11 protein-coding genes are annotated in these 13,336 nt (G+C 69.9%); 7 read left to right on the top strand and 4 right to left on the bottom strand.

Translation table 11 applies throughout. The annotated features are described in order from the left end of the window. The first annotated feature begins 10 nt into the window (after positions 1-10). From IEX69_RS02780 to IEX69_RS02765, 4 genes are all read left to right on the top strand, one after another. The gene (locus IEX69_RS02780; protein WP_085019609.1) at positions 11-1,327 is read left to right on the top strand and encodes an MFS transporter; all 1,317 of its coding nucleotides are present in this window, start codon (positions 11-13) and stop codon (positions 1,325-1,327) included. A gap of 223 nt (positions 1,328-1,550) precedes the next feature. Beyond that, positions 1,551-2,858, top strand: coding sequence for an RNA polymerase sigma factor (locus IEX69_RS02775; protein ID WP_085019608.1), 1,308 nt, complete (start codon positions 1,551-1,553; stop codon positions 2,856-2,858). A 4-nt stretch (positions 2,859-2,862) separates the two neighbouring features. Further along, positions 2,863-4,146, top strand: a complete 1,284-nt coding sequence (locus tag IEX69_RS02770; protein ID WP_085019607.1) for a MurT ligase domain-containing protein — start codon at positions 2,863-2,865, stop codon at positions 4,144-4,146. Further along, positions 4,143-4,898 (top strand): type 1 glutamine amidotransferase, encoded by a 756-nt coding sequence (locus tag IEX69_RS02765; protein ID WP_229756211.1) that lies wholly within the window; start codon positions 4,143-4,145, stop codon positions 4,896-4,898. The genes IEX69_RS02770 and IEX69_RS02765 overlap by 4 nt, the downstream gene beginning before the upstream one ends. Positions 4,899-5,004: 106 nt before the next feature. Here the strand turns inward: IEX69_RS02765 and IEX69_RS02760 are convergent, their stop codons facing one another. After that, the gene (locus IEX69_RS02760; protein ID WP_085019606.1) at positions 5,005-7,089 is read right to left on the bottom strand and encodes a DNA gyrase/topoisomerase IV subunit B; all 2,085 of its coding nucleotides are present in this window, start codon (positions 7,087-7,089) and stop codon (positions 5,005-5,007) included. Positions 7,090-7,268: 179 nt separating this feature from the next. Here IEX69_RS02760 and IEX69_RS02755 point away from each other — a divergent pair, with 179 nt between their 5' ends. After that, a complete protein-coding gene (locus IEX69_RS02755; RefSeq protein ID WP_085019605.1) occupies positions 7,269-7,490 on the top strand; it encodes a DUF7455 domain-containing protein in 222 nt (73 codons plus the stop codon). A gap of 24 nt (positions 7,491-7,514) precedes the next feature. Here the strand turns inward: IEX69_RS02755 and IEX69_RS02750 are convergent, their stop codons facing one another. After that, complete coding sequence (locus tag IEX69_RS02750; protein WP_085019604.1) at positions 7,515-9,956, bottom strand: DNA gyrase/topoisomerase IV subunit A; 2,442 nt, start codon at positions 9,954-9,956, stop codon at positions 7,515-7,517. Between the two features lie 62 nt (positions 9,957-10,018). Here IEX69_RS02750 and IEX69_RS02745 point away from each other — a divergent pair, with 62 nt between their 5' ends. Then, the gene (locus IEX69_RS02745) at positions 10,019-11,164 is read left to right on the top strand and encodes an alkaline phosphatase family protein (protein WP_085019603.1); all 1,146 of its coding nucleotides are present in this window, start codon (positions 10,019-10,021) and stop codon (positions 11,162-11,164) included. 42 nt (positions 11,165-11,206) lie between these two features. Here IEX69_RS02745 and sepH read toward each other — a convergent pair whose 3' ends face one another. Then, positions 11,207-12,301, bottom strand: coding sequence for a septation protein SepH (gene sepH, locus IEX69_RS02740; protein ID WP_085019602.1), 1,095 nt, complete (start codon positions 12,299-12,301; stop codon positions 11,207-11,209). A gap of 198 nt (positions 12,302-12,499) precedes the next feature. Here sepH and IEX69_RS02735 point away from each other — a divergent pair, with 198 nt between their 5' ends. Next, positions 12,500-12,793, top strand: a complete 294-nt coding sequence (locus tag IEX69_RS02735; protein ID WP_085021439.1) for a DUF4193 domain-containing protein — start codon at positions 12,500-12,502, stop codon at positions 12,791-12,793. A gap of 52 nt (positions 12,794-12,845) precedes the next feature. Here IEX69_RS02735 and IEX69_RS02730 read toward each other — a convergent pair whose 3' ends face one another. Beyond that, complete coding sequence (locus IEX69_RS02730; protein ID WP_085019601.1) at positions 12,846-13,304, bottom strand: DUF3093 domain-containing protein; 459 nt, start codon at positions 13,302-13,304, stop codon at positions 12,846-12,848. Positions 13,305-13,336 lie beyond the last annotated feature (32 nt).

The raw sequence follows: 13,336 nt of genomic DNA, 5'->3' as shown, positions 1-13,336 counted from the left end.
CATCGATGCAGTGAACTCCGCTCGGTCCTGGCTCGTCTTCGGGGTCGGTGTGTTCGCCTACACCGCCGCCGTCCTCCAGCGGACCACCATCGGGGTCGCCGGCGTCTCGGCTGCCGAGCGCTTCGAGTCCTCGGCCGCTCTGCTGTCGAGCCTGGCGGTGCTCCAGCTCGTGGTCTACGCCGCGTGGCAGATCCCGTTCGGGATCCTCCTCGACCGGGTGGGCCCCAAGGCGCTCATCTGCGGCGGATCGATCGTCATGGTCGCCGGCCAGCTGGTGCTGGCGTTCGCTCCCACCATCGAGCCCGCCATCCTCGGCCGGATCCTCGTGGGCACGGGTGATGCGGCGGTGTTCATCTCGGTGATCCGGCTCACGTCGTCGTGGTTCCAGGGTCGGATCGTCCCGCAGCTGTCGCAGTGGGTCGGCAACATCGGGCAGTTCGGGCAGATCCTGTCCGCGATCCCGTTCGCGCTCATCCTCCACTCGTTCGGCTGGACGCCCGCGTTCTCCGCGGCGGCCGGGCTGTCGCTGCTGGCCTTCCTGCTCGGCATCGCCCTGCTCGCCGACCGCCCGCGGTCGGCACCCGAGCCCGCGAAGGCCGCCGACATCCGTGAGGCCCTGAGCGGACTGCGGGCGGCGCTCCGGCGACCCGGGACGCAACTCGGGTTCTGGTCGCACTTCGTGTCTCAGTCGAGCGGAACGGTGTTCGCCCTGTTCTGGGGCTACCCGTTCCTGGTGTCGGCGGTGGGCCTTCCTCCCGAGGCGGCGTCCTCGCTGCTCGTCGTGATCGTCATCAGCGGGGTGATCGCCGGGCCCATCCTGGGCCTGCTGACGGCTCGGTTCCCGCTGCGGCGCTCGAACCTGGTGCTGGGGATCACCCTCGCGATCCTCGCCGTGTGGACCGCGGTCATCCTCTGGCCGGGAATCCCGCCCCTGTGGCTGATCATCGTCCTCCTCGTCGTGCTGGGCGTGGGAGGCCCCGGGTCGCTCATCGGCTTCGACTTCGCGCGCTCCTTCAACCCCATGCGCTCGCTCGGCTCCGCCAACGGCATCGTCAACGTGGGCGGCTTCCTCGCCTCGTTCGTGATGATGTTCGTCATCGGGCTGCTGCTCGACATCCAGCTCGACACCGGCGTGAGCTCGACCCTCTACGAGCTGGATGCGTTCCGCCGCGCGTTCCTCGTCCAGTACGTCGTGATCGGCTTCGGCCTGGTCATGCTGGTGCGTGCGCGAAGGCGGACACGCCGTCGTCTGGAGCAGGACGAGGGAATAACGGTGGGCCCCATCTGGGTTGCACTCATCAGAGCATGGAGGCGCCGCGGAGCGTGACGGTGCGGTGTTCGCGCCGGCGCGTGTGAGGAGCACACGGGCTTCCGTGCAATAATCGAAGGTACAGACCCGTTCCTGTCGCGAGTCGCACCCGGATCCTCGGTGAGCGAACGTCACGACTTGACATGGGTCTTAGTAATGTCCGAAAACATCACGGACCGGAAGCCCCGCCGCTCTGCACCTCGTGCGCGATCTTCCGATCCTGGGGACGAAAGGTGATCTGATGGCGAAGTCCGCAGCCACCCTCGACAAGGCAACGGCGCCTGACGAGGCCACGGAGGAGACGACCGCGCCCGCTCGCGGCGCGAAGAAGAAGACGACCCGTCAGTCCGCCGCCAAGGGCGCGAAGGCCTCATCGAAGGCCAAGGCGACCGACGACGAGCTGGAGGGCGACGACGAGCTGGAGCCCGAGGACGGCGACGAGGTCGACGAGACCGACGACGTCGCCGAGGGCGACGCCGCCGACACGGCCGACGACGCCGAGTCGGAGGACGGAGACGACTCCGCACCGAAGGCCGCCGCGCCCGCCGGCGAGGCCGAGGCGGTCCCTGCCGGAGCGCTCGTGCTCTCCCTGGTCGACGACGAGGACGAGGTCCCCGTCTACTCCACGACCATCACGGGAGCCACGGCCGACCCGGTCAAGGACTACCTGAAGCAGATCGGCAAGGTCCCGCTCCTGAACGCGGCCGAAGAGGTCGAGCTCGCGATGCGCATCGAGGCCGGCCTGTTCGCCGAGGAGAAGCTCGCCAACTCCGACAACCTCACGCCGCAGCTGCGTCGTGAGCTGATGTGGGTGGCGAAGGACGGCCAGCGCGCCAAGAGCCACCTGCTCGGGGCGAACCTCCGCCTGGTGGTCTCGCTCGCCAAGCGCTACACCGGTCGCGGCATGCAGTTCCTCGACCTCATCCAGGAGGGCAACCTGGGCCTCATCCGTGCGGTCGAGAAGTTCGACTACACCAAGGGCTTCAAGTTCTCCACCTACGCCACCTGGTGGATCCGTCAGGCGATCACCCGCGCCATGGCCGACCAGGCCCGCACCATCCGCATCCCGGTGCACATGGTCGAGGTCATCAACAAGCTCGCCCGCGTGCAGCGCCAGATGCTCCAGGACCTGGGCCGCGAGCCCACGCCCGAGGAGCTGAGCCGCGAGCTCGACATGACCCCCGAGAAGGTCATCGAGGTCCAGAAGTACGGTCGCGAGCCGATCTCCCTCCACACGCCCCTGGGCGAGGACGGCGACAGCGAGTTCGGCGACCTGATCGAGGACACCGAGGCGGTCGTCCCGGCCGACGCGGTGGGCTTCACGATGCTGCAGAAGCAGCTCGAGTCGCTCCTCGACTCGCTCTCCGAGCGGGAGGCCGGCGTCATCCGCATGCGCTTCGGCCTCGGCGACGGCATGCCCAAGACCCTCGACCAGATCGGCGACACGTTCGGCGTGACGCGGGAGCGCATCCGTCAGATCGAGTCGAAGACGATGGCGAAGCTCCGCCACCCGTCGCGGTCGCAGTCGCTGCGCGACTACCTCGAGTAGGCCCGTGGGAGCACGAACGGCCGCGGCCGTCCTGATCGGCCGCGCCGTCCGCGTCGCCGCGCGTCTGCGCGGCGGCGGCTCGGCGATCCCGGGTGCGACGGCGCTGAAGGTCGATCCCGGCTTCCTCGCCCGGACGATCTCGGCGATCCCCGACGGGGTCGTCGCGGTCTCCGGGTCGAACGGCAAGTCCACGACGACCAACATGCTCGCGGCGATCGTCCGGGCGCACGGCCTGAAGGTCTTCACCAACCCGTCGGGGGGCAATCTTCCGCAGGGCATCGCGTCGGCTCTGCTCGCCGACGTGTCGGTCTCGGGCCGGCTCGACGCCGACATCGCCGTGCTGGAGGTCGACGAGGGCTACGGTCCGCGGCTGGCCGGGCTCCTCAAGCCCCGCACCGTGCTGCTGCTGAACATCCAGATCGACCAGCTCAACCGGTACCACGAGCCCGACCGGGTGGCGACCATGCTCGCCACCGTCGCGGCCTCGGCGACCGACGGTCTCATCCTCAACCGCGAGGACAACTTTCTCGTCGACATCGACGAGCGCATCCCCGCCCGTGAGGGCCGACGCGTGAGCTGGTTCGGCGGCGCGCCCGCGCTGGTGGAGGCCGCAGGGCACGGGGTCGCGACCGCCGATCGGTTCGACTCCCCTTCCACGTCGAAGGAGCGCCCCGCCTCGGTCGAGGTCGTCGCCCTCGACGGCGTCCACGCGACGCTCGCCCTGGGCGACACGCAGGTCGTCGTCCGGCTTCCCGCGCGAGGCATGCACTACGCGCTCGATGCGGCCGCGGCCGCGGCGACGGCGAAGAGCGTGCTCGGAGACCGCTTCCAGCCCGAGCTGGTGGCGCTGGCGCTCGACGCTCTCGAGACCGTCTACGGTCGCGGCGAGATGCTCGAGATCGACGGCGAGCAGGTCGAGATCATCATGATGAAGAACCCGGCCTCGCTGCAGCTGAACCTCGACGCTCTCGACGCGACGCCGGAGCAGGTGTTCCTCGCGGTCGACGAGGGCACGCCGGATCCGTCGTGGATCTACGACATCGACTTCTCCCGTCTCGACCACGTCGACGGCATCACGGGCTCGAAGGCGTGGCAGTTCGCCGTGCGCTTCGGCTACCTCGGGATGCCGGTGGGCGAGGTCGACCTCGACGTGCGGCGCGCGGTGAAGCGCTTCCTCGCGCTGCCGCCGCCCTCCACCGGACACAAGGTGATGATCCTGAACTACGAGCTCATGATGTCGATCCGCAAGGTGCTCGGCTTCAAGGAGCTGGAAGGCGGTGGGGCGTGACCCTGCGCATCCTCCACCTGCTGCCCCGGCTCCTCGGCATGAACGGCGAGTCGGGGAACGTCGAGATCCTCCGGCTGCGGTCCGAGTGGCGGGGCCTGCCCGTCGAGGTCGTCGCGGTCGACGAGCCGGATGCGCTTCCCTCGATCGACGGCATCGACCTGGTGTTCGTCGGCAGCGGTCCCGTCTCGGCGCAGCTCGTGTCGCGGTCCGTCGTGGAGGCGCTGGCTTCGCCCCTGCGCGAGCTCCCCTCGTCGGGCGTGCCGTTCCTCGCCGTGGGGGCGGGGTTCCAGCTCCTCGGCGAGTCGATCACCCTGGAGACAGGCGAGACCGTCTCGGGGGCCGGTGTCTTCCCGGTGACCACGCGGCACGGCGGCGACCGTGTCGTGGGCGACTTCGTCCTCTCCTCGCCGCGCCTCGGCACGGTCGTGGGCTTCGAGAATCGCGGCTCGTTCGTCGACGTCGGGTCGCACGCCACCCTGGGCACCGTGGTCTACGGTCGCGGCAACACCGCCGCCGTCGAGGGAGTGCGAGGCGAGGAGGGCTTCTGGGAGGGCACACTCCTGGGCACCCACATGCACGGCCCCATCCTGGCGAACAACCCCGAGCTCGCCGACGTCCTGCTCGAGCAGGCCCTCGCGGTACGAGGCCAGTCGTACCCCGACGCGGCCGCCGCCGAGGAGCGCCTCGCCGAGATCGACGAGCGCGCCCGCCAGGCCCGCGACACGATCGCCGCCCGCCCCCTCAGCGAGTAGCCCCCGCTCGTCTCCCGCGCCGAGCGGTGAGAACCGGCCCCTCGCGAGCCCGCGGAAGGGCGGCTCCTCGCGGCTCGGTGCGGGGTGGGACGCGCCCTTCGTGGGACTAGACGTCGATGCGGTCGCGGGTGAGGTCGTTCGAGCCGGCGATGATGAACTCCTTGCGCGGGGCCACCTCGTCGCCCATGAGGAGCTCGAACGTCTTCTCGGCCGCGGCGGCGTCGGCGACGTTCACGCGGCGCAGCGTGCGCTGAGCGCGGTCCATCGTCGTCGATGCCAGCTGGTCGGCATCCATCTCGCCGAGGCCCTTGTACCGCTGGATCGGCTCCTGGTACCGGCGCTTAGAGCGCTGGATGTCCTTCACCACACCGCGGAGCTCGGCCTCGGAGTAGGTGTAGATGACGTCGTTCGGCTTCGACCCGGGGTTGATCGCGATGACGCGGTGCAGCGGCGGCACGGCGGCGTAGACGCGGCCGTCCTCGATGAGCGGACGCATGTACCGGAAGAACAGCGTGAGCAGAAGGGTGCGGATGTGCGCCCCGTCGACGTCGGCGTCGCTCATCAGGATGATCTTGCCGTAGCGCGCAGCCGAGAGGTCGAACGTCCGGCCGGACCCGGCCCCGATCACCTGGATGATCGACGCGCACTCCGCGTTCGAGAGCATGTCGGCGATCGACGCCTTCTGCACGTTGAGGATCTTGCCGCGGATGGGCAGGAGCGCCTGGAACTCGCTCGAGCGGGCCAGCTTGGCGGTGCCGAGCGCGGAGTCGCCCTCGACGATGAACAGCTCGCTCGAGGCGACGTCGTTGCTGCGGCAGTCGACGAGCTTCGCGGGGAGCGACGACGACTCGAGCGCGTTCTTGCGTCGCTGAGTCTCCTTGTGCGCCCGGGCGGAGACGCGGGCCTTCATCTCGGCCACGACCTTGTCGAGCACCAGGGACGACTGCGTCTTGTCGTCGCGCTTGCTGGACGAGAAGCGCTCCTTCAACCCGTCGGTGAGCACCTTGGAGACGATCGCCCGCGCGGCGGGGGTGCCCAGCACCTCCTTGGTCTGACCCTCGAACTGAGGCTCGGGCAGGCGCACCGTGAGCACGGCGGTGAGGCCGGCGAGCACGTCGTCCTTCTCGAGCTTGTCGTTGCCCACCTTGAGTCGGCGTGCGTTCGCCTCGACCGTCTGCCGCAGGAACTTGAGCAGGCCCGCCTCGAAGCCCGCGAGGTGCGTCCCGCCCTTGGGCGTGGAGATGATGTTGACGAACGACTTGACGTCGGTGTCGTACCCGATGCCCCAGCGGAGGGCGAGGTCGACCTCGCAGTCGCGCGAGACCTCGGTGGGGACCATCGCCCCGCCCTCGGTGAGCACGGGGACGGTCTCGGTGAAGAAGCCGGTCCCGCTGATCCGCCACACGTCGGTGACGGGAGCGTCGGCGGCGAGGTGCTCGACGAACTCGGAGATCCCGCCCTCGAAGCGGAACGACTCCACGTTCTCGCCCTCGGTGCGACGGTCGGTGATCTCGATGAGGATGCCGGGAACGAGGAACGCGGTCTGCCGGGCACGATCGACCAGGCCCTCGGCCTGGAAGGTGGCGCCGGGGCTGAAGATCTGACGGTCGGCCCAGTATCGGATGCGCGTGCCGGTGACGCCCTTCGCCACCTTGCCGACGACGCGCAGCTCGCTGCCCGACTCGAAGGGCGTGAAGGGGGCGTCGGGGGAGGGGGTGCCCTTGTCGTCGAACACACCCGGCTCGCCGCGGTGGAACGACATCGCCCAGGTCTTCCCGTCGCGGTCGACCTCGACGTCGAGCCGCTCCGACAGGGCGTTCACGACCGAGGCGCCCACGCCGTGGAGACCGCCGGACGCCCCGTAGGAGCCCGCCCCGAACTTGCCGCCGGCGTGGAGCTTCGTGAAGACGACCTCCACACCCGAGAGCCCGGTCTTCGGCTCGATGTCGACGGGGATGCCGCGGGCGCGGTCGCGCACCTCGACGCTGCCGTCGTCGTGCAGCACCACGTCGATGCGGTCACCGTGTCCGGCCAGAGCCTCGTCGACCGAGTTGTCGATGATCTCCCACAGGCAGTGCATGAGCCCGCGCGAGTCGGTCGAGCCGATGTACATGCCGGGGCGCTTGCGCACCGCCTCGAGCCCCTCGAGGACGGAGAGGTGCCGGGCGGAGTAGTCGGAGGGAGAAGCCACGGATCAAGGCTAAGCGTCACCGCCGACGGCGGGTCGCCACCACACCGTCGAGGGGACGGAGAACGGCGGCGAAGGCTACGCGCACAGCGAAACACAGGTGAATGAGACATGACCGTCACACAAGCGTGCTTGGATGTGTGTACTTCGCAGTTCCCGATCCTTTCGCAGAGGAGCAGAAGATGAACACCGTGGCCACGACCCCCGACGAGCTGAGCACCCGCTTCGAGCTCACCGCCGCCGACCGTTGCGACAGCTGCGGTGCGCAGGCTTACATCCGCGTCGACATGCCCTCGGGCTCCGAGCTGCTGTTCTGCGCGCACCACGGTCGCAAGTACCAGGAGAAGCTCTCCCAGGTCTCGACCGGTTGGCACGACGAGTCGAGCAAGCTGCTCGCCGACTGACCTCGCTCGAGGCGCTTCTCCCGGCTAGCGGGAGAAGCCGATCGAGCCGATCACGCCGCCCAGGGCCACTCCGGACGCATCGCGTCGGGCTCCCGATTCCGGGAGGGCCCGGGCGGCGCCGTCGTCTCCGACGGCGAGCGCCGGGGCACGACCTGCCCAGGCCGCGGTCAGTGCGTCCTCGCCCTTCAGGAATCGCTGCGCCCGGACGCCGCCGGTCGCGCGCCCCTTCGGAGGGAACTCGCTGAGGTCGGAGACCTTGCTCGATCCGGGATCGGTCCCCGGGAGGGCAGCCGTCGATCCCGCGACCGTGACCACGACCGTCTCGGCGGAGGCATCGACGGAGCCGAAGAAGATCACCGACGATCCCGCGCCGAGGTTGATGCCCGCCATGCCGCCCGCCGCGACGCCCTGGGGCCGGACCGACGCCTGCGGGAAGCGGAGCAGCTGCGCGTCGGTCGCGATGAAGACGAGCTCCTCGTCGGTCGACTGCGCCACCCCCACCACGGCGTCGCCCGGCTTGAGCGCGATGATCTCGAAGTCGGGACGCGGCGGATAGGCGCCGGTCGCGACCCGCTTGACCACGCCCTGACGTGTCCCCAGCGCGATCGGCACCTCCGAGTCGAGCGACACGAGCCCGACCACACGCTCCTTGCGGTCGAGGCCGAGGTACTCGTTCACCTTGACCCCGGCGCCCAGCTGCACGGATCCCGCGGGCACGGACGGCAGGTCCATGACCGGCATCCGCACGAGCCGCCCGGTGTCGGTGACGGCGCCGATCTCGGCCCGTCGCGTGGTCTCGACCACGGAGCGCAGGGCGTCGTGCTTGCTCCGTCGCGTGGGCGCGGCGGGAGCGTCCTCGTCGTCGCCCCGGTCGATGCGCACCACGCGGCCGGTGGTGCTGAAGAGGACGACGCAGGGCGCATCCGACAGCTCGAGCACGGGCTGGTTCTTCTTCGCCGAGCCGGCGGCCGCGGGGCGGGCCTCGGTCAGCAGGGTGCGACGCGGGGTCCCGTACGTGTCGGCGACGGCGTCGAGCTCCTCCGACACCGCGGCACGCACGAGCGCGGGATCGGCCAGCATGGCCTCGAGCCGCTCGATCTCGGCGCGGAGCTCGTCGCGCTCGGCCTCGAGCTCGATCCGCGAGAAGCGGGTGAGGCGGCGCAGGCGCAGCTCGAGGATGTACTCGGCCTGCACCTGGCTGAGGTCGAACACCGTCATCAGCCGCTCGCGAGCCTGCTCGCTGTCGTCCGAGGACCGGATCAGCTGGATGACCTCGTCGATGTCGAGGATCGCGATGAGCAGACCCTCGACGAGGTGCAGCCGCTCCTTGCGCCGTGCGAGCCGATAGCGCGTGCGGCGGGTGACGACCTCGATGCGGTGGTTGATGTAGACCGCGAGCAGGTCTCGCAGACCGAGCGTGGCGGGGCCGCCGTCGACGAGCGCGACGTTGTTGATGTTGAAGCTCTCCTCGAGCGGAGTGAGCTTGTACAGCTGCTCGAGCACCGCCTCGGGGTTGAACCCCGTCTTGATGCCGATGACGAGACGGAGCCCGTGCGAGCGGTCGGTGAGGTCGGTGACGTCGCTGATGCCGCCGATCTTCTTCGAGGTGACGCCGTCCTTGATCTTCGCGATCACCTTCTCCGGCCCGACCAGGTACGGCAGCTCGGTGACGACGAGCCCCGTCTTGCGGGGCGAGAGCGTCTCGATGCTGACCTTCGCGCGCGTCTTGAACGCACCGCGGCCGTTCTCGTACGCGTCGCGGACGCCGTCGAGCCCGACGATCGTCCCGCCGCCGGGCAGGTCGGGGCCGGGGATGAAGCGCATCAAGTCGTCGACCGAGGCCTGCGGGTTCTCGAGCAGGTGCTGGGCGCCCGCGACCACCTCGATGAGGTTGTGCGGGGCCATGTTCGTGGCCATGCCCACCGCGATGCCGCTCGCCCCGTTGACCAGGAGGTTCGGGATCGCCGCCGGGAGCACGGACGGCTCGGTGAACTGGTTGTCGTAGTTGGGCACGAAGTCGACGACGTCCTCGTCGAGGTCGGCGACCATCGCCATGGCGGCCGGGGCCAGCCGTGCCTCGGTGTAGCGCTGGGCGGCGGGCCCGTCGTCGGGCGAGCCGAAGTTGCCGTGACCGTCGACCAGGGTCAGGCGCATGGTCCACGGCTGGGCCAGACGCACCAGGGCGTCGTAGATGGCGGTGTCGCCGTGGGGGTGCAGCTTCCCCATCACCTCGCCGACGACGCGGGCGCTCTTCACGTGCCCGCGGTCGGGACGCAGGCCCATCTCGTCCATCTGGTAGAGGATGCGGCGCTGCACCGGCTTGAGGCCGTCTCGGGCGTCGGGCAGGGCACGCGAGTAGATCACCGAGTACGCGTACTCGAGGAAGGACTCCTGCATCTCCTGAGAGACGTCGACGTCGAGGATCTTCTCTGCGGCGGCGTCGATGCTCTCGTTCTTCGGGGTCATGCGGGTCTACTCGACGCCTTCTGTGAGGGGATGCGCACTCCGGCTGTGCGAGACTGAGCCGGATGCCCCCCATGCTACCGATGCGCGACGTCTCGGCCCCGACGCTGGCCGACGTGTTGCCGAGTTGCGTGGCCGCCCTCCGGTCCGAGCCGAACGCCCTCGCCCTTCCCGCGGCGGAGCTCGTCCTCGTGATCCTCGTCGACGGGCTGGGCATGGCGAACCTCCGGGCACGCGCCGGACACGCCCGTCATCTCGCAGCCCTGGCGACCAAGCGCGCCGTGCTGACGAGCGGGTTCCCCACCACCACGGCGGCGGCGCTGACGACGCTCATGACGGGCACGCTGCCGGGGGAGCACGGCATCGTCGGCTACACGGCGCTCGTGCCCGCGACCGACACGGTGGTCAACCAGCTGTCGGGATGGTCGGAGACGATGGCGCCCGACACGTGGCAGCGAAGCGAGACGGTCTTCGAGAGGGTCTCCGCCGACGGGATCCGCTGCAGCACCATCGGCCCCGCGCGCTACGCGGACTCCGGTCTCACCCACGCGATCCTCCGCGGTGCCGAGTACGTGGTGGGGGAGTCGATCGAGGACCGCTTCGCCGCGGCACGACGGCTCTTCGAGGAGGGCGGCCGGCAGCTCGCGTACCTCTACATCCCCGAGCTCGACCAGGCCGGCCATGCCAGGGGATGGGAGTCGGATCGGTGGACCGAGCGGCTCGAGTCCGTGGACCGGGCCTTCGCCACGTTCACGTCGTCGCTCGGGCGCCGTGAGGGTGTGCTCCTGAGCGCCGACCACGGTGTCCTCGACGTGCCCGCCGACCGTCAGATCCTGTTCGGCGAGACGCCGTCCCTCGTCGACGGGGTCCGGCACGTGGGCGGCGACCCGCGGTGCGTGCACCTCTACCTGGACGCCGACTCGTCGCCCGACGACGCCGAGAGGCTGGCGGCGGCCTGGCGCGAGTCGCAGGGAGACAACGCCTGGGTGGTCACCCGGGAGGAGGCCGTCGCCTCCGGGTGGTTCGGCGAGGTCGCGCCCGAGGTGCTTCCCCGTCTCGGTCACGTCATCGTCGGCGCCAGGCGGCTCGTCGCCTACTACCGCGACGCGCGCAGCGAGGGCCGGTCGATGATCGGACAGCACGGTTCGTGCACGCCGGAGGAGCAGCGTGTACCGCTCCTTCGGGCGGGTGCGTTCGCCCAGGCCGGCTGACACGGCCGGGGCGTGCCCGCTCCCGCCGCTCGGCGGGCGTGACTACGCGGGGTCGTCCTCCGAGCGTGCACCGAAGACGATCTCGTCCCAGGTGGGCATCGCGGCGCGCTGGCGCTTGACCGGACCGGTCTTCTGCGGAGCCGACGGCTTCGCCGTGGTGACGATCTCGGCCTCGAGACCCGCCAGAGGGGTGTCGATCTCCTCGGGACGGGTGAGCGGCGCCGGATCGACCAGCGGCCTCTGGTCGTCGTCCTGCGGGGGTTCGACGGGCGCGGAGGCCCGCTCGCCCCGACGGCGGCGCAGCGCCTCCAGGAGGTCGGCCGTCTGGTTGTGGTCGTTGGTGTCGGCCGTGTCGGGCGCCCGGTTCACCGCGGCGGCGTCGACGGCTCGAGACGACTCCGGACGCAACGTCCTGACCTGGGCCGTCGGCTGCGCCTGCTGCACGGGCTCCGCGATGATCTCGACGGTCACCTGCGGCCCGGCCGGCTCGGCGGGCTCGAAGACACCGCTGTCGAAGCGCTCGTCGGCGGGCGCATCGGGTCCGACGGCTCGCAGCCGGGGGATGAGCCCCTCGGTGAGCTCGCCGTGACGGGAGAGCGTCGTCGCCTCGTTGTTGAGGGGGGAGAGCGAGTGGCGCTTCGGGTCGAACTGCCACCGCGCGTCGTGGTCGATCTGCGAGGCGGTGAAGGTGAGCTTCACCGTCCACCCCTCCTCGTCCTTCCAGCTGGCCCAGCGGACGTCGGTCGCCGAGAGCGACTCCAGTCGGCCCTCGATCGCCTCGCCGAAGGTGGACAGCGGCTCCTCGCCGAGCGGGTCGGCGGGGCCGGTGGGCTGCACGGGCACACGCAGGGCGGAGTCGACCATGAACTGGCGCTCCGCGAGCACCGGTCCCTCGAACCGCTCGACGTACTCGAGCGCCGCGCCGGTGAGCTCCGCGACCTCGCTCGCCGAGAGCCCGGCACGGATGTGCGTCTGGATCTCGCGGGGTGAGACCTTCTTGCCGCCCGCGGCGCTGGCGAGGGACTGTCTCATCCTCGACTGCAGCACGTCGTCGATGACGATGCGGAATCGCTCGCCTGCGTCGCTGGCGACGACGAGCGCTCCGTTCTCGACCCCGATCACCGTCAGTTCCTGCATCGTGAAAGGCCCTCCAGAGCTCGCAATGTCAGGCCAGGATGCCACGGAGGCGGCCCTGCGAACGGGAATGCCGAGGGCGTGCCGCGAGTTGGGTCGACGTGAGCAATTTCTGCTCATTCGGCGGTTTGCTATTCGCATCGCATTGGTGCACACTGTCCCCGCCGATTCTTGACCGGCATGTAATGAGAATGGATGGGCATGGCGACTGATTACGACGCACCGCGCAAGACCGATGACGACTCGGAGTCGATCGAGGCGCTGAAGGAGCGTGTGCCGGACAAGATGTCCGGCGTCGTAGACGTCGATGACGCCGACAACCCGGGCAGCTTCGACCTGCCGGGTGCCGACCTCTCCGATCTCGACCTCGACGTGGTCGTGCTCCCGCCCCAGGCGGACGAGTTCACCTGCATCAGCTGCTTCCTGGTGAAGCACCGCTCGCAGATCGACCACGAGGAGAAGCTCGGCGCCATCTGCGTCGAATGCGCCTCCTGAGACCGAGTCCCTCCTCAGAGAGAGGGAATCTGCACCGCGGTTCGCTCGCCGGTCACACGGCCGACGAGCGGGCCGCCTCCACAGCCTTCTTCAGATCGCCGGGCCGCCTGGTCGACACCAACCAATAGGGTGTCGGATCCTGCGGGTCGGCGATCGTCGCTTTGACGACCGGCGCGATCCAGCCGCGGATGCACAGATAGGCCCGCGCATCCAGCCGGCGACCGCGCTCCAGCGCCGCGTCCGAGCCGTCGAAGCCCTCGACGGCCGAGACCAGCCCCACCGGGATGTGCGCGCGTCCCGCCCTGAGCTCCCCGTCGGCGACCTCGATCACGGGTGCGGTCCCGACGAGGGTCCCGATCACCCCCGCATAGAGCACCACGCCGATCCCTGCGCCGAGAGCGAACCCGATCCCCTGGATGGGTGCGAAGACGACCATGCTCGCCGGGATCAGCAGAGCCGTGGCGATGAAGATCCAGGGCGAGGGCACCAGACGTTCGCGGTAGGAGGCCATGCCCCTATTCGATCATCCTTTCTGCACTACCC

The sequence above is a fragment of the Cnuibacter physcomitrellae genome, assembly GCF_014640535.1.
Taxonomy (GTDB): Bacteria; Actinomycetota; Actinomycetes; order Actinomycetales; family Microbacteriaceae; genus Cnuibacter; species Cnuibacter physcomitrellae.
This window is presented reverse-complemented; position numbering and strand designations above follow the sequence as displayed.

Bases quoted from the DNA above. Each gene is read 5' to 3' on its own strand.
- IEX69_RS02775 (WP_085019608.1), top strand. From the start codon at position 1,551: ATGGCGAAGTCCGCAGCCACCCTCGACAAGGCAACGGCGCCTGACGAG.
- IEX69_RS02755 (WP_085019605.1), top strand. From the start codon at position 7,269: ATGAACACCGTGGCCACGACCCCCGACGAGCTGAGCACCCGCTTCGAG.
- IEX69_RS02750 (WP_085019604.1), bottom strand. From the start codon at position 9,956: ATGACCCCGAAGAACGAGAGCATCGACGCCGCCGCAGAGAAGATCCTC.
- IEX69_RS02745 (WP_085019603.1), top strand. From the start codon at position 10,019: ATGCCCCCCATGCTACCGATGCGCGACGTCTCGGCCCCGACGCTGGCC.
- sepH (WP_085019602.1), bottom strand. From the start codon at position 12,301: ATGCAGGAACTGACGGTGATCGGGGTCGAGAACGGAGCGCTCGTCGTC.
- IEX69_RS02735 (WP_085021439.1), top strand. From the start codon at position 12,500: ATGGCGACTGATTACGACGCACCGCGCAAGACCGATGACGACTCGGAG.
- IEX69_RS02730 (WP_085019601.1), bottom strand. From the start codon at position 13,304: ATGGCCTCCTACCGCGAACGTCTGGTGCCCTCGCCCTGGATCTTCATC.